Source organism: Pseudoxanthomonas sp. CCNWLY206-1 (genome assembly GCF_039710385.1).
GTDB lineage: Bacteria > Pseudomonadota > Gammaproteobacteria > Xanthomonadales > Xanthomonadaceae > Pseudoxanthomonas_A.
The window spans coordinates 1-20,304 of sequence record NZ_JBDKXI010000007.1; the positions used below are offsets into that span (position 1 = coordinate 1).

Sequence of the window (20,304 nt, forward strand, 5' to 3'; positions counted from 1 at the left end):
GTCATGCGCGCACTACTTTCCAGTCAGATCGCCAATAAGCGGTTGATCTCAGTATGAAAAACGTGGGGATACCTCAGGGACTGAGGGGGATTTGCTGTTGCTCTTAAAAAGCAACAGCAACAGCAAAAGCAAATCCCCCGTCGTCCGCTACGCGGACGCCCGCCCCCTTTTTCAACAGGGAGCTCTCTTTTTTTCAAGACTTAGCAGCAACGCTAGCCTTGACCCTCACCCTACTTCCCGCCACCAACAAAGCATTCGGCGACAACACCACCGTTTCGCCCGCCGCCAGTCCTTCCACGATTTCCACTTCGTTGCCGAGATTGCGTCCCAATCGGACCGGCCGATAGTTCACCACCGAGTCCTTGAGCAACGCGACCCTGGCACCGTCGGCACCTTGCAGCACGGCGCTGATCGGCAGCACCACGGCAGGCGCGGTGCGCGGCACGCTCAGGCGAACCTGCCCCACCATGCCGGCAGGAATCCGGCCCTCCGGATTGGGTAGACGAAGTTCCACCCGCATGCCGCCTACCGCGTCGGAAATGCTTTGCGCCGAGCGCACCACTTCGGCTTTGAAGCGCTCGCCCGGCATCTCCACGAAATCCACATCGGCCTGCAAACCTGGGCGCACCTGCAACGCCACGCTTTGCGGCACGTCCACCACGATCCGCAACGGATCCAGCGCGTTGATTTCGAACAGCGGCGCGGTTGCTGCGGCGGAATCGCCGACCACCCGGTCGCCACGCTCGACGTTGCGCTCGGAGATCACGCCCGCGAACGGCGCACGCATCACTTGGAAACCTTGCCGTTCGCGCGCGCTGGCCCAACGCGCTTCGGCTGAGGCCAACGCGGCGCGGCTTGCATCGCGTGCCGCAAGCCGGTCGCTATAGAGTTCGCGCGAGATCACTTGCGATTGCACCAGCCTTTCCGCACGTTCGTAGTTGGTTCGCGCCAGTTCCAGATCGGCCCGTGCCTGCAGGACATCCGCCTGGGTTTCACGCACCGCCTGGTCGATCTCCGGTGCGGAGATCACCGCCAGCACCTGGCCCGCGGTGACGCGATCGCCCAAGTCCACGCGGCGCTCGCTGACGAAGCCGGTGGCGCGTGGAAACAAACGCGCGGTCTCGCCGGCCACGGTGCGCGCGGGCAATCGCAGCTCGTAGGAGTCGCCAGCAGGCTTGGCCTGCGCCGTCAGTACTTCCGGTGGCGCCGTCTCGCTCGATTGCTGAGCGGCGCCGCGGTTGCATCCCGCAAGCGAAATGCTGGCGGCAACCGCGAACAAGGCGCATAAGATATTTCTTCTGCGTATCGTACTTTTCATCGAATGGTTCCTGTGCCGGGTGCGGTATCTGGATTGCGGGACGTGATGGCCGCTGACGTAGCTGAAGCCGATGCGGCACGGTTGCGGCGGCGGCCCAGCACCGCGAGCAACGAAGGCACCAGTACCAAGGTGGCTGGGGTGCCGAACAGCAGGCCACCGATCACCGCGCGGCCCAACGGCGCGTTCTGTTCGCCGCCTTCGCCCCAACCCAGCGCCATCGGCACGATGCCCAGCACCATGGCACTGGCCGTCATCAGCACCGGGCGCAGGCGCACGGCCGCGGCTTCGTACGCAGCCACTTCCGGATCGTGGCCGGCGGCGATCAAGTCGCGCACGAAACTGGTGACCAGCACGCTGTTGGCGGTGGACACGCCAATCACCATCATCACGCCCATCAACGCAGGCACGCTCAGCGGTGTGCCAGTGACGAACAGCGCCACCGCCGCGCCGGATATCGCCAATGGCAAGCCGCACATTGCGGCCAGCGGCAGGATCCATGATTGGAAATTCACCACCAGCACCAGGAAAACCAGCACCGCCGCCATCAACAGCCCGCCCGCCAGTTCGCTGTAAGCGCTCTGCATCTCGCCTGCCTGGCCGGCGATTGCGATGCGGTTGCCTGGTTTCAAGGTGGATTGCAGTTCTGTCGTGATGTCGGTCAGACGATCGTATACCGCACCCAGGTCACGGCCCTGCACATTGGCCACCACGCTGATCGTCGGCGCCAAAGTGTTGCGGCCAATGCTGGCCGGCACGCTGCGTGCAGTCGCTGTTGCGACGTTGCGTAACAAGACGGTGCGACCATCGGCATCCACGCGTAGCGGTGTGTTGAGCAGCGTCTCGATGTCACTCAACTGAGCAGGCGGCGCCTGCACTTGCACGGTATAGGACGTGGCGCTGGCGGTGTCGACCCAATACACCGGCGTGATCGTGCCAGCCGATCCCAGCACCGCCAGCACCGCTCTGCTCGCGTCCTGCGCACTGACGCCTAGCTGCGCCGCGCGGCTACGATCGATCGCGATGCGGTATTCCGGCAGATCCAGCACTTGGCGCAAGGTCACGTCGACCGCGCCGGGAACTTCGCGCAGCCGCGATTCGATCTGTCGCGCCGCGGCCAGGTTACCGGCCACGTCGCGACCGATCACCTGCACTTCGAACGCACCCACGGCGGACCCCGCCAACGTCCGGCTGGTCGCATCGGGTGGCCGCTCGAAGATTTTGACTTCCGGGAATTTCTCCGCAATCCGCTGGCGTATCTGCGCCAGGTAATCGGCGCTTGGCGCATGCGGGCTGCGCAGCTGCAGCATCAACTCGGCTTCGAACGATCCCACCACCGCACTATCCACCAACGCCAGGTTGACCGCGTCCGGCGTACCGATCTGTTCGTAGACGGTTTGCAGTTCGGCCGGCGGAATGATGCTGCGGATCTCGCGCTGTATATCCGTCAGCCGCGCCGCTGTTTGCTCCAAGCGCGTACCCGTTGGTAGACGGACCTGAAGGCGTATCTGCCCCGCGTCAACCTGCGGAAAATACTCACGCCCCAGCGATACCGCAGATAGCGCGCCCACCCCAATCACCACGCAGGCCGCCAAGGTCAACACGCCGCCATGGTGGCCCAGCCTCTCCAGCAACGCATGATGGCGCTCGCGCAGGCGGTCCAGGGTGTGTTCGACCCGATGATTGACTGCCAGCAAGTAGCGCTCCGCGGCCCAGCGCGGGTTGCGGCGGCTTTCCACATCGGCCGGCAGCAACAGCGAGCACAACACCGGAATCAACGTGCGCGACAGCAGGAACGACGCGGCCATGGCGAAGATCACCGCGAGCGCCAACGGCGTGAACACCCATGCCGAAAGTCCGGTCATCAGCAGGATGGGCGTCAGCACGATACAGATGCAGATCGTTGAGACCAGTTCCGGGAACACCACTTCCTTCGCGCTATCCAGGATGGCTGTGCGTACGTCCTTGCCCAGCGCGATATTGCGGTTGGTGTTCTCCACATCCACCACCGCGTTGTCCACCAGGATGCCGATCGCCAACGCCAATCCACCCAGCGTCATCACGTTGAAGGTGTAACCCAGCAGGTTGAGCATGGCGACCGAAGCCAGCAGCGCCAGCGGAATTGCCGACAGTACGATCAGGCTGGAACGCCAGGAACCGATGAACACCAGCACCACGAAAGCCACCAGCAACCCCACCAGCAGTGCTTCGTGGCGGATCGAGGCGATGGCGTTGTCGACGAATACGGACTGGTCGAAGATGGGTTCGATGCGCATGCCCGGCGGTGCGGAAGCGATGATCTCCGGCAGCCTTTCTCGCACGCCGCGCACGATTTCCACCGTGGATGCGCCGCCCAGCTTGATCAGCGCCACCGATACGGCGGTGGCGCCATCCAAGCGTGCGACATTGGTTTGCAGCGCGCCGCCGTCGCGCACCGACGCTACGTCGCGAACATAGATGACGTTGCCCCCGCGACTGGCGATGGGCAGGTCCAGGAAGCCGGCCGCCGTTTCCGGACTGGTCTCCAGCGAAATCTGCATCTCGCGTGCGCCTTCGCGAATGTTGCCCGAAGGCAGCGTCGGACTGCCGCGTTCCAGCGCGGAGGTCACGTCCGATGGGATCAGTCCATAGGTCTGCAATGCCCTTGGATCCAGATCGACCATGATCTGCCGCGCGGCGCCGCCATACGGCAGCGTCATGCGGATGCCGGGAATGGTCTGTATCTGCGAGCGCAGTTGCAGGCGCGCGTAGTCGTAGAGCTGCGCTTCGGTCAGCGAATCGGAGGACAGCACCAACTGCATTACCGGCGTGCTGGAGACGTTGTTGCGAATCACCAGGGGTGGCGAGGTGCCGGGCGGCATGCGCCTCAAGATCGTTTGCGAGACCGCGGTAATCTGGCCCAGCGCTCGCTCCAGACTGACATTGGGCTGGAAGTCGATGCGCACGATCGACATGCCGTTGAGCGATACCGAACTGACCTCCTTGAGGTCATCGACGGTGTTCATGATCGCCGCTTCCGAGAACGACGTGATCTTGGCCGCCATTTCCGCGGCAGGCAGGCCGTTGTAGGTCCAGATGAGGTTGATCGAGGGAATGCCGACCTCGGGCAGGATGTCGGTGGGCATGCGGCGCGCCGCCAGGGTGCCGAACAACAGGATGAGGATGGCCAGCACCCCGATGGTGTAGCGGCGATTCAACGCGTATTGGACGATCCACATGCCAGGATTTCCTCACTTCGCACGAAGACAGCAGCACGGCGTGCTCCGTGGCACGCCAATGCTGCACTGCAATATAACTCTGCCGGCACCCGCGTCCCGTGACGCGAAACTAACAGGCGAGCAGGTGCGGGTTGTCGATCCGCTATCCGTTCAGCAGCGCCCGGCCGACTTCCGCATAGCGCTCACCCACGACCTGCTGTGTTTGCAGGATCTCTTCGATCTGGTTGCGCTCGTCCTCGCGCAGTTGAATCGCGGTAGCGGCAACGTTTTCTTCCAGCCGAGCGACGCGCCGGGTGCCCGGGATCGGCACCACGTCCGGTGCCCGATCCAGCAACCAAGCCAGGGCCAATTGCGCCGGCGTGCAGCCGCGTGCCTCGGCGATCATCCGAATCGCTTCAACCAGGTTGGCGTTGCGTTCGAAATTGCCGGGTTGGAACCGCGGGTTCTGGCGGCGGAAGTCGCTGGCGTCGAGGTCGTTGGTTGACTGGATCGCACCGGTCAGGAAGCCTCGCCCCAGCGGGCTATAGGCCACCACACCGATGCCCAGCTCGCGGCAGGCCGGCAGGATTTCGTCTTCGATATCGCGCGACCACAACGAATATTCGCTTTGCAGCGCGGTGATCGGGTGCACCACGTAGGCGCGCTTCAACGTGGCTGCCGACGCTTCCGACAAACCAAGATGGCGCACCTTTCCGGCGTGCACCAGTTCGGCCATCGCGCCGACGGTATCTTCGATCGGCACATTGGGATCGACGCGGTGCTGGTAGTAAAGATCGATGTGATCCACGCCCAGTCGCTTCAAACTGGCGTCGGCGGCTTGCTTCACGTACTCCGGCCGGCCGTTGATCGGCCGCGCATTCGGATTGGCCGGGTCGCGCATGAAGCCGAACTTGGTCGCCAGCACCACTTCATCGCGGCGTGTGCTCAATACTTTCGACAGCAGGCGCTCGTTCTCGCCACTACCGTACATGTCGGCGGTATCGAGAAAATTCACTCCGATATCGAGTGCGCGGTTCAGTACCGCCAGTGATTCGGCCTCGTCGGAGGGACCATAGAATTCGGACATGCCCATGCAGCCAAGGCCGATAGCGGATACGGACAGGCCGGAAGCGCCGAGCTGACGGCGTGGGATCGGGGATACGGCAGACATCATGAACTCCGTAGATGGGGGAAGGAGTACGGATACGTTAGATTCAATGCCACGGCGGGCGTTAGCTCATTGCTGCCGCAGACTTGCCTGATCCTGCAAATCCTCGTCTCGGGTACGCCACACACCCGCCATCATGCCGATAATCGACGCAACCGCCCCCAACGCGCGAATGCCATGAATCATCTGAGCCCTTCTGAAGTAATTGCGCAACAAGCGCTTCACGCGCCGCAAACGGAACTGGCCGACAGGATTGCCCGATTGGCCCCTTGCGACGGAATCCACAACACGGCTTTGCCACAGCTGCAGCTAGTGCGCATCAGTACGCTGACGCCTTGCTCGCCCACCGTGTATGAGCCGCGACTTTGCATCGTGGTGCAGGGGCGCAAGATCGCGATGCTGGGCGACCAGACCTATCATTACGATCCACTGAATTATCTGGTGGTATCGATGACGGTGCCTATGTTGGGCCAGGTGATCGAAGCGACGCCGGAAAAGCCTTATCTGTGCCTTCGGCTGGATATCGACCCCGAGCAGATCGCCGACCTGATCATGGACACCGAAGCCGCCGCCCATGGCAGCGGCGATGGCGCGGGTTCGACCTGCGCTGCCTTCGCCGCACGCGTCACCCCGCCGCTGTTGGACGCGGTGCTGCGCCTGATGCGATTGCTCGACGATCCAGCGGACCTGCGCATCCTCGGCTCCATGGCCATGCGGGAGATTTTCTACCGGGTGCTACTGGGTGATCTGGGTCACCACCTGCGTGACCTGGCGGTGCGCGATAGCGGGCCGCAGCGTATCGCCAAGGCGGTGGAACTGCTGCGGCAACGCTATCTGGAGCCGTTGCGGATCGAAACGTTGGCGCGCTCAGTCCATATGAGCGTCTCCTCGCTGCACCACAACTTCAAGGCGGCTACCACGCTGTCGCCGTTGCAGTACCAGAAGCAACTGCGCTTGCATGAGGCCCGTCGCCTGATGCTGGCCGAGGGCTTGGAGGCCGCCACCGCCGCGCACCGGGTCGGCTACGAAAGCCCTTCGCAGTTCAGCCGTGAATACAAGCGTCTGTTCGGTGCGCCGCCGCGGTCGGAGATCAGCCAGGTGCGTCTGGCGGCGCGGTGATGCTGGCTTTCTAGTTTTTGACGCTGACGCGGTTAGCTCACTGGAACTGATGGTTTCCGCGCTGCCGCGGGCGTCACTTTGACCAGCCATTCGGCTGTTGAAAAGCGCTTCTTGCGTGGCCAAGAAAAGTAACCAAAAGAAGGCCACCCCTGGCAGCGCGCCCTTCGGGTGCGTGTCGCCGATGGGAATTTTCGGAAGGCACATCCATGTACCTGCCGAAAACGCCGCGCGTCGTGCGCGGCGCCCCAAGGGGTTGTACCCACCGGCGCCACCGCGCCTTAAAGGGGACCCCGAAAGGCAAGGGCAACAGCGAGAGCAAGAGCGAAAGGCAAGACATCTGCATTTTTGCCTTTGCTCGTGCAGTTGCTGTGGCTGTGGCTGTGGCTGTGGCTTTTGATCTTCGGGGCCCCGTTTAGGCGCGGCAAGCGGGACGGGTTAAACCCCGCAGGGGCGGCGCACAGGATGTGCGTCGTTTTCGGCAGGTACATGGATGTGCCTTCCGAAAATTCCCGGCCCGATTGCGGACCCGAAGGGCGCGCCGCCTGGGGCGTGTTTCTTTTGGTTACTTTTCTTTGCACGAGCAAAGAACAAGTGACGCCCGCGGCAAGCGCGTAGATCATCCGCTCCGATGAATCATCCGCGCTAGCGCCAAGAACAAAAAAGCGCTAATACTTAAGGCGTACGTCTCAAGATGAACTCATCATCCAAGGTCTTACCGACTGCAAACTTGTACTCACCAACACGCTGGAATCCATGCCGCTCGTAAAAGCGCTGCGCGCCATGATTCTCCGACCAGACGCCGATCCATAGCGTGCGCGGTCCATCGCGTTCCAGCCAGTCCAGTGTGGTGCGGAACAAGTGCCCGCCCCAGCCGCCGTTCTGCAGCGACTTCAATATGTACAGGCGTTTGAGTTCGCCGTCGCCGGGCTGCACGTCCGGGTGCGGCAGCCCGCACGGACCGGCAGCGGCGTGGCCGATGGCGACGCCGTTGTTTTCCAGCAGCCATACGGCGTAATCGGGGTGCGCGAGGATGGTGCGTTGCTTGCCGACTTCGTAGGCGTCGGCGAGGAAGGCCTCAAGGTCTTCCGGCGGATACAGATGACCGAAGGTTTCGGTGAATGTGCGAGCAGCCAAGTCCGACAGGACGGGGGCATCTTCAACAGTGGCACGACGGATGGTAGGCATGGTGTGCTCGGATCGAATCCCGGCTCCCTTCTCCCTCCGGGAGAAGGTGCCCGCAGAGCCCGTCCCGTACTTGATACGGGGGCGGATGAGGGAATGGCAATAACTCGCCATTGGCCTTTGTTATGAGATGAGCAAGTGGCTCAGGCTCGACGTGGTCGGTATCAGAAGTCGGATCTTCCGCCGGTCGGATTTCCCAACCGAGTGACGGTTACTTCTCGTCTTCTTCGTCGAGATCTTCGTCTTCTTCCTCGTCTTCTTCCTCTTCCTCGTCGCCTTCCTCTTCGTCCTCTTCGTACTCGTAATCGTCTTCGCCGAAGTCCTCGCCGTCCCAACGGCCCTCACCATCGGGAACAAACGTCAACGCCATCGCGGCGCCGGCGTGGCCCACGCGTACCAGCCAGCCGCCAAATACGCGGGCGCGTTCGGTCAACAAGCCTGCTTCCGTACCCTCATTGCCCAGTTTTTCCCACTCCAGCGCGAATGCGTGCTCTGTCATGTCAGTCGTCTCTCTCGATCAATGCTCTTCCACGCGCGGAAGAGCGAAATTGGAAAAGTATCGCCTGCGCCTTGCCCCCCATCCCGTTCCCTTCCCCCGCGTAGGCGGAGGAAGGGCGAACGTGCCATGCGGGAGTCGTTTCGGTGCTAGCGTGTGCATCTTTGTCCGCAGAGGCTTCGGCGACGTTATTTTTTGGGGCGTACCTGGATATGCACTTCCGCCAGCTGCGCTTCCGGGATCGGCGATGGGGCGCCGGTCATCAGACATTGCGCCGTGGTGGTCTTCGGGAACGGAATCACGTCGCGGATCGATTCGGTGCCCGCCATCAGCGCGGCAATGCGATCGATACCAAATGCGATGCCACCATGCGGCGGCGCGCCGTACTTCAGCGCGTCCAGCAGGAAGCCGAACTTGGCCTCTGCTTCTTCCGCACCGATTCCCAGTAGCTCAAATACCGCACTCTGCATTTCGGGGCGGTGAATACGGATGGAACCACCGCCGATCTCGTTTCCGTTCATCACCATGTCATAGCCGCGCGATACCGCGGTCTTGGCGTTGGCGCGCAGATCAGCGATATCGTCGACCGCCGGGGCGGTGAACGGGTGATGCAGCGCCACGTAACGCTTTGCCTCTTCATCCCACTCGAACATCGGGAAGTCGGTGACCCATAGTGGGCGCCAGTCTTCGGCGACACGATGCGTGTCCTTGCCGACTTTCAAGCGCAGGGCGCCCATGAAGTCGCTGACGGCCTTGTAATCCCCCGCGCCAAAAAAGGCGATGTCGCCGTTCTGCAGGCCCACCGCTTTCACCAGCGCCGCGAAGGCGTCTTCGGCGAAGAACTTGGCGATCGGCGAGGTCACTTCGCCGTTCTCGCCCAGCTTGATATAAGCCAGCCCCTTCGCACCGTACTTGGCCGCATGCGCGGCGTAGTCATCGATCTGCTTGCGCGAGAACGCGGCACCGCCCGGTGCGCGCAACGCGGCCACGCGGCCATCCGGATTGGCGGCAGCGTCGGCGAACACCTTGAACTCGGATGCCCTGACCAGCTCCGCCACGTCCACCAATTCCAGATCAATGCGCAGATCGGGCTTGTCCGAACCGTAGCGGCGCATGGCTTCTTCATAAGTCATGCGCGGGAACGGATCAGCCAGATCGACGTCCATCACTTCCTTGAAGATGTCGCGGATCATGCCTTCCACGGTGTCCTGTACATCGCGCTCACGTACGAACGCGAACTCCATGTCCAGCTGGGTGAATTCGAGCTGGCGATCGGCGCGCAGCGCCTCGTCGCGGAAGCAGCGCGCAATTTGGTAGTAGCGGTCGAAACCGGCCACCATCAGGATCTGTTTGAACAGCTGCGGCGACTGCGGCAACGCGTAGAACTCGCCCGGATGCATGCGCGCCGGCACCAGGAAGTCGCGCGCGCCTTCTGGAGTGGCCTTGGTGAGGATGGGTGTTTCGATGTCCTGGAAACCACGCGCGTCCAGCCAACGGCGCAGCGCCTGTACCAGCTTGATGCGGGTGCGCTGCTTGCGTTGCATTTCCGGCGTGCGCAGGTCCAGGTAGCGGTACTTCAGGCGAATGTCTTCACCGGCGTTCTCGTGCGCATGGAACGGCAACGGCTCGGCTTTGTTCAGCACTTCGATCCTGGTGGCGACAATCTCGACCTTGCCGGTCTTGATCTTGTCGTTGACGCTGTGGCGTGCACGCACCACGCCTTCCACGCGCAGTACGTCCTCGTAGCCCAGGCTGGCCGCCACGGCGAAGACGTCCACGCTGTCGGGCTCCACCGTCACCTGCACGATGCCTTCGTGATCACGCAAATCGATGAAGCAGACGCCGCCAAGGTTGCGGGCGACATCGGTCCAGCCGCAAAGAGTGACGGTCTGGCCGATCATGGCCTCATCGATGAGGCCGCAGAAATGGGTACGCATGGGGGCTCCGCAAATATCGTCCGGCCGCGCCGGAAGGTTTATAACAGCTGTCGGCTGGTCAAGCCGCGTAGTTTAACCCGGTGTGGCCCGAATCAGTTTCGCCACCTGTGCTTGCGCCGGAGCGCGCCGTTGGGATTAAGCTATCGCCTCCCAAAGGGAGACCACCATGAATAAGCCGTTGATGCAGTTCGCTTTTGCGCTGTTGCTGGCCTTCATGGCCGGCAGCGTGTCCGCCCAGGTCCAGACCCGGGCCTACGCACCGGAAGACCTGCGCACCTTGTCGGTCTCCGATCAAAGCCGGGTGATCGGCCAGGAGTATTCCGAACAATCTCGCGGACGCCGTATCCCCGACGATCAGCTGCGCTTCTACCTGGACCAGGTCAACCGATCCAACTGGACCTTCAGCCGCATCAAGCAGGACATCGCCACCTCGCTAGGCGGTGGTTCCGGCGGCTGGAATCCGAATCCGGGCAACGGTTATCCGGGCACCGGCCGCGTGATCCGCTGCGAAAGCATCAACATGCGCGAACGCGGCTGCCCAACCGGCTTCCGCAACCGCGCACGCCTGGTGCGCAATCTGTCGAAAGGCAAGTGCATCGAAGGCAATTCCTGGCGCCAGGAACCCGGCACCATCTGGGTCCGCAATGGCTGTCGCGGCGAATTCGAGGAAATCACCGGCGGCGGCGGCTGGAATCCAGGCGGCGGAAACGGCTACAGCGTCACTTGCGTCAGCGAAGACAATCGCCACCGCACCTGCGCCTGGGACAGCCGTCAAGGCCGGCCGGTCGTCATCCAGAACATCTCCAAGACTGCGTGTCGCGAGAACGTTAACTGGGGCTATCAGGGCCAGCAAATCTGGGTGAACAAAGGTTGCCGCGCGCGCTTTGGTGTTCGCTGAGCCGCTAGTCACGACCTAGGAGTCCTTCGTATCAGGTCGCAACAAATCCGTCATCCCGGCGCAGGCCGGGACCCAGTGCCTTACGTTCTAGATGGCAGTAAAGTCGCTGGGTCCCGGCCTGCGCCGGAGGCGCTCTTCAACAGCCGAATGGCTGGTCATGACGATGATTGCTGATACTGGAAACAGCTAGCACCTGAACGCTTTCACTCCCAGCTCCAAGCACCTGCACCTGCACTCATAGAACTAGCCCTCGGCACCCCAAGGTGCCGGAGGCGCGGGCACCGGTTGGGTCAAATCAAATTCCACCCGAAACAGCCGTCCATTCGGCCGACTGAGTTCATACACAAAGCGCTGCCCCGGCACGATTTCCATCGCCCAGGTATTGGTCACCGACGCCGTCAGACCTTCGCGCTGGAACATCGCGATGGATTCGACGTCCACCGGGAAGGCCTGCCTGGTGGCGGTTTCGGCGTCAACGGTGTTGCCGCCATACATCGTGGTGGCATCCGGGCTGCCGTCTTCATGCCGGTGATCGTGCTTGAGCTGCAGTCCCTGCGGCGTCCGGGTCAGCACCCAGGTGCGTGAACGGTCATCGCCGACATGGAAAGGAATGCGCAACTGCTTCCGTGGCTCATCGCAGCCGCGCACGTGCATGATCAATGGCTTGCCTTCGAACGCATCCGGCGTGGACGGCTTGGGCTCATTGGCAACGACCCGCCCGGCGAACGCTTGGCCGCAGTGACGGGCGATAGCCGCCAGGAACCCATCCACTGGTTCGGTTGCGGCATTTTGCGAAAGCGGAGCGTAGGAGGACGAAGCGCAGCTGACGATCAGCAATGCCGCCGTGGCAATCAGGGTGGGTTTCAGGATATTCATGCGCCACCCTACCCGCGACGGCAGACCAGCATCAAGCCGCCGCTTGCTTCAAGCGGCGGGGGCAGGCTTCAGACCGCGGACGTAGACGGTGCCGCCGCAGGTTTCGCTTCGGTCTTGGTTTCTGCCTTGGCCGCGGGTGCCGTCTCGGCCGGCTTGCTGTCGCCGCCGGATTTGGCCGCACCATCGCCGCTGTCGGCGAGATTGCGCTTCTTGTCGCCGTCTTTCTTGAAATCGGTCTCGTACCAGCCGCTGCCGGCCAGCCGGAACGACGGTGCCGTCACCTGCCGCTTGACCGAGATCATGCTGCATTCGGGACAGGTATCCGGATCCGGGTCGGACAGCTTCTGCAAGCGGTCAAAACTGTGTCCGCACTGGGTGCATTCGAAGGCGTAGATAGGCATAAGGCGAGGAATACGTGCTTTACCGGCCCTTATTGTGGGGGCAATCCGGCGGTTTTCAATCCGTTGCGCGGGAAGAGGGGCCATATTTGTGAAAGCCGGGCTTACTCCAGCCACAAAAGTGGCCGCATAAGTGAAGCGCGGTACGCAGGCGCCGCCGGTACAGGCGAAATAGCCCGGAACGGAACTCACCCGCTCCAGAGGCCCCCGGGTCTGCCCAGAACTGCTGATCATGATGGGGGCCTGATAGAACTCCCAAACTCCATAGTAGCGGTCCAACGTCATCAGAATTGGGCGGAAATAATATATTTGGACCGCACATATCGTCGCTCCCGCCTCCATTGCCTGATCGCACGTACGGAAATATTGGTTGGGTGCGTTCGTGAATCTACCTATGGCGCGAACATCGTAAACGGCGCCGTCGTGCACTTCCCAGAACATCGCCACATCACGAAGTTCGCCATCCGCCGTGAACCTGAGAGTGCTGGTACCGCCCGCGTCGCGTTTCACATGGAAGGGCGATGGAGTGACGGTATATCGAGGCCTGGAGATAACGGCTTGTTCCTGGGTCCACTCGCCAAGCACTTCATCAGGAGAAAGCGTCGTAATGACGTTGGCGCTCGTCATGCTCACCCCCACTTTGACCTGGCCAGCGGTCGCGCCGGTTAACGAGCGCGTCAAATAGAACGTGCTTCCTACGGACTGATATCTGCCCTGCGTGCGCCAGAATCGGGTATCTGCTTCAGTGGAAGTTACTCGCAACACGCCCAGCGCATCTATCGACCAACTAAATGGCCGGCTGCCGGTCGATGGCTGAGGAAGCAAGCTAACCGGATCGACATTCCAGCCGTGTCTTACTGTCTGTCCAGTGCCCGCAGGGTAGCTTCGGAATTGGTGTTGAACGTAGCCGCAATCACCCAGCTGTGCAATTCCAGAAATGGGTGTGCGCGTTTCGCAGAACCAAGGCAGCGGGCGAGCGCCGGCCGACATTGCTGGCCAGCCGTCTGGCCTCGCCCACGCGTCCAGACTAGCCGCCGAGAACACGCGGTAGTCGATATGCAATGGGGATCCCACTGTGTCATGCCGGTACGACCTGGTTTGCACCGCCCAAACGTCCACGGCACCACCGGCAGTCAACCGCCGCAACACTTGCTCTTCTACCTCTTCGAACACTATCTCGCCACTGTATGGCTTCTCGTAATAACGCTGGACACCGCTAGTGGGATACAAAATCAAATCGCCACCGATCAGGCGCGCCGAGTAATTTGGATTGACGAACGGCTCGTTTTCGTAAAGATCGTAGCTACCATCTGCTTGCTTGCTCAACAGCAGAATGTCATTCGCCTGCGTGGCGATCTCGCCATAGGGAACGCCATCGAGCATCACCATTCTGTCTGGCACCTGCCCTAGCGTGGTCAGTGCCGAATGATCGGCTTGCCGGAACAAGTATCCCTTGGCCCTTTCGGTGAATCCGTACTGGGCGATGAATTGCCGGAATGCATCTTTGTCCTGCAACAGCTGATAGCCGTTTTCGAACAGTGCGGGCAGTGTCTCCTCGTTCGTGACTACCGCCGACAGCGCGTACGCAGCCAGCTCCAACTCGGAATTGACCGCTGACCGGGTGGCTTCACCGAACTCGATGTCAGTGGTCGCATCTCGCCCGCCTAAAACGAACCGCACCATCCATGCCAACGCCGTGCTGTATGGCGAAACTCGTAGCGAAGAATGTTCGGATAGCACCGCATGCGCATCGCTACCAGCCAGGAGCCTGAGCCGCCCAACACTGCCTGCCACCGACCGATAGTGAACGCCGACGGCGCGCGCCTCGACGATAACCATTGCCTCGGGAGACGGCACCCCGACATTCACCGTATAGGCATTGTCTTGTGTCGTGGCCGGATAGGATTGATCGCCGATATGTACCGTTACCGTCAGTCCCGTCGACTGCGGGACCAGCCCCACGACTTCTCCGGATAGTTGTAGTGGCCGCGGCGGGATCAACGGCTGCGAACCATTGACCCTGATCGGAGCAGCCGCCACTACCATCGGCTGCGATGCCACAGATATGCGCGCATGCGGGGAGTATCCGCCACTACTCAGCATCACCGTCGCCGCGAACGCGGCCACAGAAAATACGGCCGCAAGGGCCATCCCTGCCTTGGCAAATCTCATCGTGTTCCCCCAAGAACGACTCGGCGAGTGGCATCCGCTGTTTCGTTTTCCCCAGAAAACCAGGAGCCCGCCCGCGACCGGAATTTACACGTCCCCGGCGGCGCCGTCGACACCCTCCTGTCTGTTCGCGCGTTCATTTGAGCGTCCCGGCAAATCGACGTGCTCACGCACACGCGCACAGGTGTCATCAAGCGTCGTAAGCCATGGAGATCCATGGCAGCCGGGGCAAGCCCTGACGCTACGCCCGAGCGCGCATCCTTGCGCGCTCGCGCTGTGTCGTAACTACGCGGTTTTCGGACGCGTTCCCTCAACCCGCAGATCCAGCTCCCGCCAATCGATCACCATCTCGCAGCCACGCGAAGCCGCGTTGAGCTCCCAATCGCGCAGCAGTTCCAGTATTGCGTGATCGACGTGGCGCAGGCCGGCCAAACTCACGTGAAGTCGAGTGTTCGGCGGCACATCGTCCAGCGTCCGGGCTACCTTGGGTACCTTCAGGAAAGTCGCCGCGCCTTCCAGGTCCAGCCACACGGCGTTGGACTCCTGCTCATGGTCGCGAAGCCCAACCCGCAATGAGGAGGCATTCAACGCTAGTCGCAGTAGCGACAGGCCGAACCCAACCATTACGCCCACCAACAGATCAGATGCCACGATCGCCGCGGCGGTGGCCAGATAGATCGCCGCCGTGCCATGGCCGAATTTCGCCAGCTCTTTGACTTGCTTGAAGTTGACCATCTTCAGCCCTGTATAGACCAGAATCCCCGCCAGGCAGGTCACTGGCGCCATCCGCAACAGCCAAGGCAGCAGCAACGCAAACACCAGCAGCCAGACCCCGTGCCAAACCGCCGATATCCGAGTGGCGGCGCCGGCCTGCACATTGGCCGCGCTGCGCACAATCACCCCGGTCATCGGCAGCGCGCCAAGCAGACCACACAACACGTTGCCCACTCCTTGTGCCGAAAGTTCGCGGTCATAGCGAGTACGCGCACCTTGGTGCATGCGGTCCACCGCCGCTGCCGACAACAAGGTTTCGGCGCTGGCGATAAAGGCGAAGGTAACTGCCATCAACAGCAACGAAATATCGAACTGAGTGAACATCGCAACCACATCGGTCAGCCGCACCGCGTCCATCAAGTTGGACGGTACATCCACCCGATTGATCGTCAGGCCCAGCCATTGTGCTGCCGCCGTGCCGCCTACCACCGCCAATAGGGCGCCGGGCACGAAACGCAATGGTGCGGGCTTGAGTTTGTCCCAGGCCAGCATGACCAGCATCGTCGCCAACCCCAGCAGTAGCGCGTGGCTACCCTGCGTCTGACCAAGCGCCCTTGTCAGCGCGCCGGGCAGGGCAACGAAATTGTCCAGGCCATGCACCTTGGGTACCGCGTCCATCAGCACATGCAGCTGAGAAGCCACGATCAAAACGCCAATGCCCGACAGCATGCCCGCCACCACCGCCGGCGACACCATCCGGAACCAAACGCCCATCCGACAGACACCGGCGATCAGTTGCAGCAGGCCGGCGAGCAACACAACCGGCCCGAGCGCCGCGATCCCCTGCTGACGGACCAACTCAAACACCAGAACTGCCAGACCCGCTGCCGGGCCACTGATCTGTAACGGTGAGCCGGCCAGAAAGCCGACCACGACGCCACCGATGATGCCAGTCACCAAACCGGTAGCAGGCGGCACCCCGGAAGCGATGGCGATGCCCATGCACAACGGCAATGCCACTAGAAACACCACTACCGATGCCAGCAGATCGCGCCCAAACAAACGTTGCGAAAAATATTCCGTCACCGCGCTGCTCCTGCTCACGCTGTCGCCTCTTCTTGATGCACAGCGAAACGCGCCAGCGGCGTAGCATCTGCCAGGGTCATCTGTTTGCCCGATTCGACCTCCACAAAGCGCCCTGCACTGGCATCGAACACCCGTAGACCGGCATGGGCGATGTCATAGACCCACCCGTGGATGCGCAAGCGGCCCTTGGCTACCGCGGCCGCGACCGCTGGCAAGGTACGCAGATGCTCCAGCTGGCAGATGACGTTTTCCTCGGTCAGACAGCGCAGCTTGGCCGCCTCGTCCAAGGTCGAAGCATTCTCCGCGGCCACCACTCGGGCAACATCGGCATGCTTGAGCCAGTCGGACACCGACTGCATATCTCCCATCAGCTCGGGGTTCTGCAAAGCTTTCATCGCCCCGCAGTCGGAGTGGCCGCAAATCACGATGTGCTGAACCTTGACCACCTTCACCGCGTATTCGATCGCGGCGACGACACCGCTGACATGCTGGGCATACGGCGGCACGATATTGCCGATATTGCGATAGACAAATAGATCGCCCGGTTGAGTCGAGAAGATCATTTCCGGCATGATCCGGGAATCAGCGCAGGTTATGAACAATGTATGTGGATTTTGTTGTTCCGCCAGCTGGCGAAACAGCTCTCGTCGCTGCGGAAATACGTGATCGCGAAACCGTTCAAATCCTTCGATCAAACGATGCATAGTGGAAATACCTCAGTTATGAAAGGCGCGCGCTGCCATCGACTTGGCGCATCCGCAGCCGAAATGATTAGTTAGAAGGAGCCACATCCGGCGCACGCAACCACACCGGTAAGTTCAGGCCGGAACAAGCGCCGGCAGCCTGCGGTCCGCAGGCTTCGGTTTATCGCGTGCGGCGCAAGACTCAAGCGATGGGAGGGGGAAGCTCCAATGGCTGCAGGATGTAGTACCACCAGACAGGGAGGCTGGTGGATGCCGCCGAACGCACCGTTATCCACGGCATTTCGTCCCTCACGTGACCGAAGGTGTCGTCCGACAGGTCTGTCCGTTCGGTATCGCGGTCTCTCTGGCAGTGACTATGGGATTTGTCGAGATCGTCCGCAACAAACGCATCCGTTGCTGTAAGCGGACCGATACGTTCTCCAGCAACCATCGCCGTGTTCCACGCCAACACTCCCATCAGGCAAGCTATCCGCCATAAAAAACGCTTGCGGTGCCATGCCTGCCGCACACGCAAACGACTGCGCCCGACCGGAGTTAAACCGATCTTCGCCGAGGTGGACGACAAATGCTTTGACGCGAACTGGAGCGGCACTTCCGCAGGCATGTTGCGTTGACAATGTTGGGGGGCTTGCCACGTTATGTGGCGGCGCAGCATTGGTAAATACAACAAGTTTCAAAATGCCACCTGCAGGTAGCCACTCTCACAAAAGGCGGACGCCCATTTGGCAATGAACGGAGTTCAAGCACACGAGCATCGCCTGCCCCACGTCCATGGCACAGCGCTTCGAAGAGAGGCGGTGCGCATATCCTTCTATGCGCGCGCCGGTACTTCTGCGCAAGAGCGTTTCGTACCAGGTTCAAAGGCTGCTTGCGAAGCGTGGAAGGTTTCACCTTAGCCCTGGTTTTCAGCTATCGGCTGCCCGGTTCTCTGCCCCGTGCAGAGGCTTTTTCCGTCACGCAACGGGATGATCCGCTCCGGCTCAACACCTACTAGCCATGGCTCCAGTGCAATGCGGCGCTCCTCATCCAAGGGGTTTTTCATTCGGGGCAACACCCGCCGCCGCGATGAAACATCGTCGTTGGATCTTGCCTTTGCCACGGCAGGGCTATCGTTTAATGCTGCTCGCTCATGCTTGATACAGCGCCATCCAGGCCTGCTCGGCCTGCTCCAGTTGTGCCTGCATTGCACTGCGCGCGCTGCTCAGCTCCGCGCCACGCGATGGATCGGCGTACAAGTCCGGTCGAGCCAGCTCTGCATCGAGCGCGGCCAAGCGGCCTTCCAGTTCCGCGACGCGTGCTTCGGCTTGCGCCAGCTTGACCGGATTGATCTTCTTGGCTGGGTCTAGCGGCTTGACGTGCGGTGGCGGTGTGGGGACGGCTTCGGCCAATTTCTGCTTGGTGCCCTGTGCGGAAGGACGGGTGCGCAGCCAGGCGGCGTATTCGTCCAGGTCGCCGTCGAAGGGTTCCACCACGCCGTCGGCGACGCGCCAGAAGGTGTCGCAGACCAAGCCGATCAGGTGACGGTCGTGCGAAACCATGACGATGGCGCCGTCGAAATCGCTGAGCGCTTCGGCCAGCGCCTCACGCATTTCCAGGTCCAAGTGGTTGGTCGGTTCATCCAGCAACAGGACGTTGGGTTGCTGCCAGGCGATCAGAGCGAGCGCCAAGCGTGCACGTTCGCCACCGGAAAACCCATCGACGACTTCGAACGCACGGTCGCCTGGGAAATTCCATTTACCCAGGAAATCGCGGAAGGCCTGGGTAGGTGAATCCGGCGAAAGATCGCGGAAATGATCGATAGGCGATTGCCCTTCGTGCAGCGATTCGACCGTGTGCTGGGCGAAGTAGCCAATGCGCAGATCCGGATGCGCGCTGCGCTCGCCGGCGATCAACGGCAAGTCACCCACCAGCGTCTTCACCAGCGTGGTCTTGCCGGCGCCGTTCGGTCCCAGCAGGCCGATGCGATCGCCGGCTTCCAGTCCGAAACCGACGTTGCGAAGAATGACGGTATCGCCGTATCCCGCTTCGCCATGATTGATGCGAATCAGTGAGTGCGGCAGACGGTTGGGTTGCGCGAACTCGACGCGGAATTCCCGCTCCGCGCGCACCGCTTCGGTACCCGCCAGCTTGGCAAGGCGCTTCATGCGGCTCTGGGCCTGTTTGGCCTTGCTGGCCTTGGCCTTGAAACGGTCGATGAAGCTTTGCAGATGCGCGCGTTCGGTCTGTTCCTTCTCGTGCGCGATCTGCTGCTGGCGTAGTTGTTCGGCACGCTGGCGCTCGAAATCGGTGTAGCCGCCGGTGTACAGCTTGGCGCCGCCGCCGTGCAGGTGCAGCGTATGGGTGGCGACGTTGTCCAGGAACTCACGGTCGTGCGAAATCAGCAGCAGCGTGCCCGGATATTTCAGCAGCCACTGTTCCAGCCACAGCACCGCATCCAGGTCCAAGTGGTTGGTGGGTTCGTCCAGCAGTAGCAGGTCGCTGGGCATCATCAGCGCACGCGCCAGATTCAAGCGCACGCGCCAACCGCCGGAGAACGCCGACACCGCGCGGGTGTGCGTCTCGGCGGGGAAGCCCAAACCGTGCAGCAGCTTGCCAGCACGCGCGGTGGCGTCGTAACCGTTGACCTCTTCCAGCCGGTGATGGGCGTTCGCCACGGCCTCCCAGTCTTCCGCCGCCAGCGCGTCGGCTTCCGCCTTCAGCGCGGCGGCCACGTCCACGTCGCCACCCAGCACGAAATCCAAAGCCGAATCGGGCAACGAAGGGGATTCCTGCGCCACGCTGGCGATACGCAGCCTGCCGGACAGCTCCACGTCGCCTTTGTCGGCCTCGAGCTCACCCCGGATGGCAGCGAACAGGCTGGACTTGCCGGTGCCGTTGCGGCCGACCACGCCCACCCGGTAGCCGGCGTGCAGGGTCAGATCCACATTGGAAAGAAGCAGGCGTTCGCCCCGGCGGAGGGCGAAATTACGGAGGGAAATCAAGCGGGAACCTATTGCGATCAGCGGGTGCGTGGGGGCGCTAGTTTATCGGTACATGGCCGTCCCA

The 20,304-nt window shown here is 61.9% G+C and carries 14 protein-coding genes; 2 read left to right on the forward strand and 12 right to left on the reverse strand.

Annotated features, from left to right (window positions below):
- Nucleotides 1-193: 193 nt before the first annotated feature.
- The 3 genes from AADW18_RS15450 to AADW18_RS15460 form a co-directional block, all read right to left on the reverse strand.
- Nucleotides 194-1,318: an efflux RND transporter periplasmic adaptor subunit gene (locus tag AADW18_RS15450; RefSeq protein WP_337344294.1), complete on the reverse strand. Its 1,125-nt coding sequence runs from the start codon at nt 1,316-1,318 to the stop codon at nt 194-196.
- Complete coding sequence (locus AADW18_RS15455) at nt 1,315-4,533, reverse strand: efflux RND transporter permease subunit (RefSeq protein ID WP_337344295.1); 3,219 nt, start codon at nt 4,531-4,533, stop codon at nt 1,315-1,317. Before AADW18_RS15455 ends, AADW18_RS15450 begins: the two co-directional genes overlap by 4 nt.
- A gap of 142 nt (nt 4,534-4,675) precedes the next feature.
- A complete protein-coding gene (locus AADW18_RS15460; RefSeq protein WP_337344547.1) occupies nt 4,676-5,665 on the reverse strand; it encodes an aldo/keto reductase in 990 nt (329 codons plus the stop codon).
- Nucleotides 5,666-5,857: 192 nt separating this feature from the next.
- Here AADW18_RS15460 and AADW18_RS15465 point away from each other — a divergent pair, with 192 nt between their 5' ends.
- Nucleotides 5,858-6,799 carry an AraC family transcriptional regulator gene (locus AADW18_RS15465; protein WP_337344296.1) on the forward strand — a complete coding sequence of 314 codons (942 nt, stop codon included), beginning with the start codon at nt 5,858-5,860 and terminating at the stop codon, nt 6,797-6,799.
- A 672-nt stretch (nt 6,800-7,471) separates the two neighbouring features.
- Here the strand turns inward: AADW18_RS15465 and AADW18_RS15470 are convergent.
- The 3 genes from AADW18_RS15470 to aspS all read right to left on the reverse strand — a co-directional run bounded on the left by AADW18_RS15470 (nt 7,472) and on the right by aspS (nt 10,414).
- On the reverse strand, nt 7,472-7,984 hold the full coding sequence (locus tag AADW18_RS15470) for a GNAT family N-acetyltransferase (RefSeq protein WP_337344297.1): 513 nt from the start codon (nt 7,982-7,984) through the stop codon (nt 7,472-7,474).
- Between the two features lie 208 nt (nt 7,985-8,192).
- Nucleotides 8,193-8,480, reverse strand: a complete 288-nt coding sequence (locus AADW18_RS15475) for a DNA primase (RefSeq protein WP_337344298.1) — start codon at nt 8,478-8,480, stop codon at nt 8,193-8,195.
- Between the two features lie 185 nt (nt 8,481-8,665).
- Nucleotides 8,666-10,414 (reverse strand): aspartate--tRNA ligase, encoded by a 1,749-nt coding sequence (gene aspS, locus AADW18_RS15480; RefSeq protein ID WP_337344299.1) that lies wholly within the window; start codon nt 10,412-10,414, stop codon nt 8,666-8,668.
- Between the two features lie 166 nt (nt 10,415-10,580).
- On the opposite strand from aspS, the gene AADW18_RS15485 reads away from it, so the two are divergent.
- Nucleotides 10,581-11,312 (forward strand): DUF3011 domain-containing protein, encoded by a 732-nt coding sequence (locus AADW18_RS15485; protein WP_337344300.1) that lies wholly within the window; start codon nt 10,581-10,583, stop codon nt 11,310-11,312.
- Between the two features lie 243 nt (nt 11,313-11,555).
- Here AADW18_RS15485 and AADW18_RS15490 read toward each other — a convergent pair whose 3' ends face one another.
- The 6 genes from AADW18_RS15490 to AADW18_RS15515 form a co-directional block, all read right to left on the reverse strand.
- Nucleotides 11,556-12,179, reverse strand: coding sequence for a hypothetical protein (locus AADW18_RS15490; protein WP_337344548.1), 624 nt, complete (start codon nt 12,177-12,179; stop codon nt 11,556-11,558).
- 77 nt (nt 12,180-12,256) lie between these two features.
- Nucleotides 12,257-12,589, reverse strand: coding sequence for a zinc ribbon domain-containing protein (locus AADW18_RS15495; protein WP_337344549.1), 333 nt, complete (start codon nt 12,587-12,589; stop codon nt 12,257-12,259).
- Between the two features lie 2,451 nt (nt 12,590-15,040).
- Nucleotides 15,041-16,555, reverse strand: a complete 1,515-nt coding sequence (locus AADW18_RS15500; RefSeq protein ID WP_337344301.1) for a SulP family inorganic anion transporter — start codon at nt 16,553-16,555, stop codon at nt 15,041-15,043.
- A gap of 14 nt (nt 16,556-16,569) precedes the next feature.
- A complete protein-coding gene (locus AADW18_RS15505; protein WP_337344302.1) occupies nt 16,570-17,259 on the reverse strand; it encodes a carbonic anhydrase in 690 nt (229 codons plus the stop codon).
- A gap of 181 nt (nt 17,260-17,440) precedes the next feature.
- Nucleotides 17,441-17,863, reverse strand: coding sequence for a hypothetical protein (locus tag AADW18_RS15510; protein ID WP_337344303.1), 423 nt, complete (start codon nt 17,861-17,863; stop codon nt 17,441-17,443).
- A 523-nt stretch (nt 17,864-18,386) separates the two neighbouring features.
- A complete protein-coding gene (locus AADW18_RS15515) occupies nt 18,387-20,240 on the reverse strand; it encodes an ABC-F family ATP-binding cassette domain-containing protein (protein WP_337344304.1) in 1,854 nt (617 codons plus the stop codon).
- Nucleotides 20,241-20,304 lie beyond the last annotated feature (64 nt).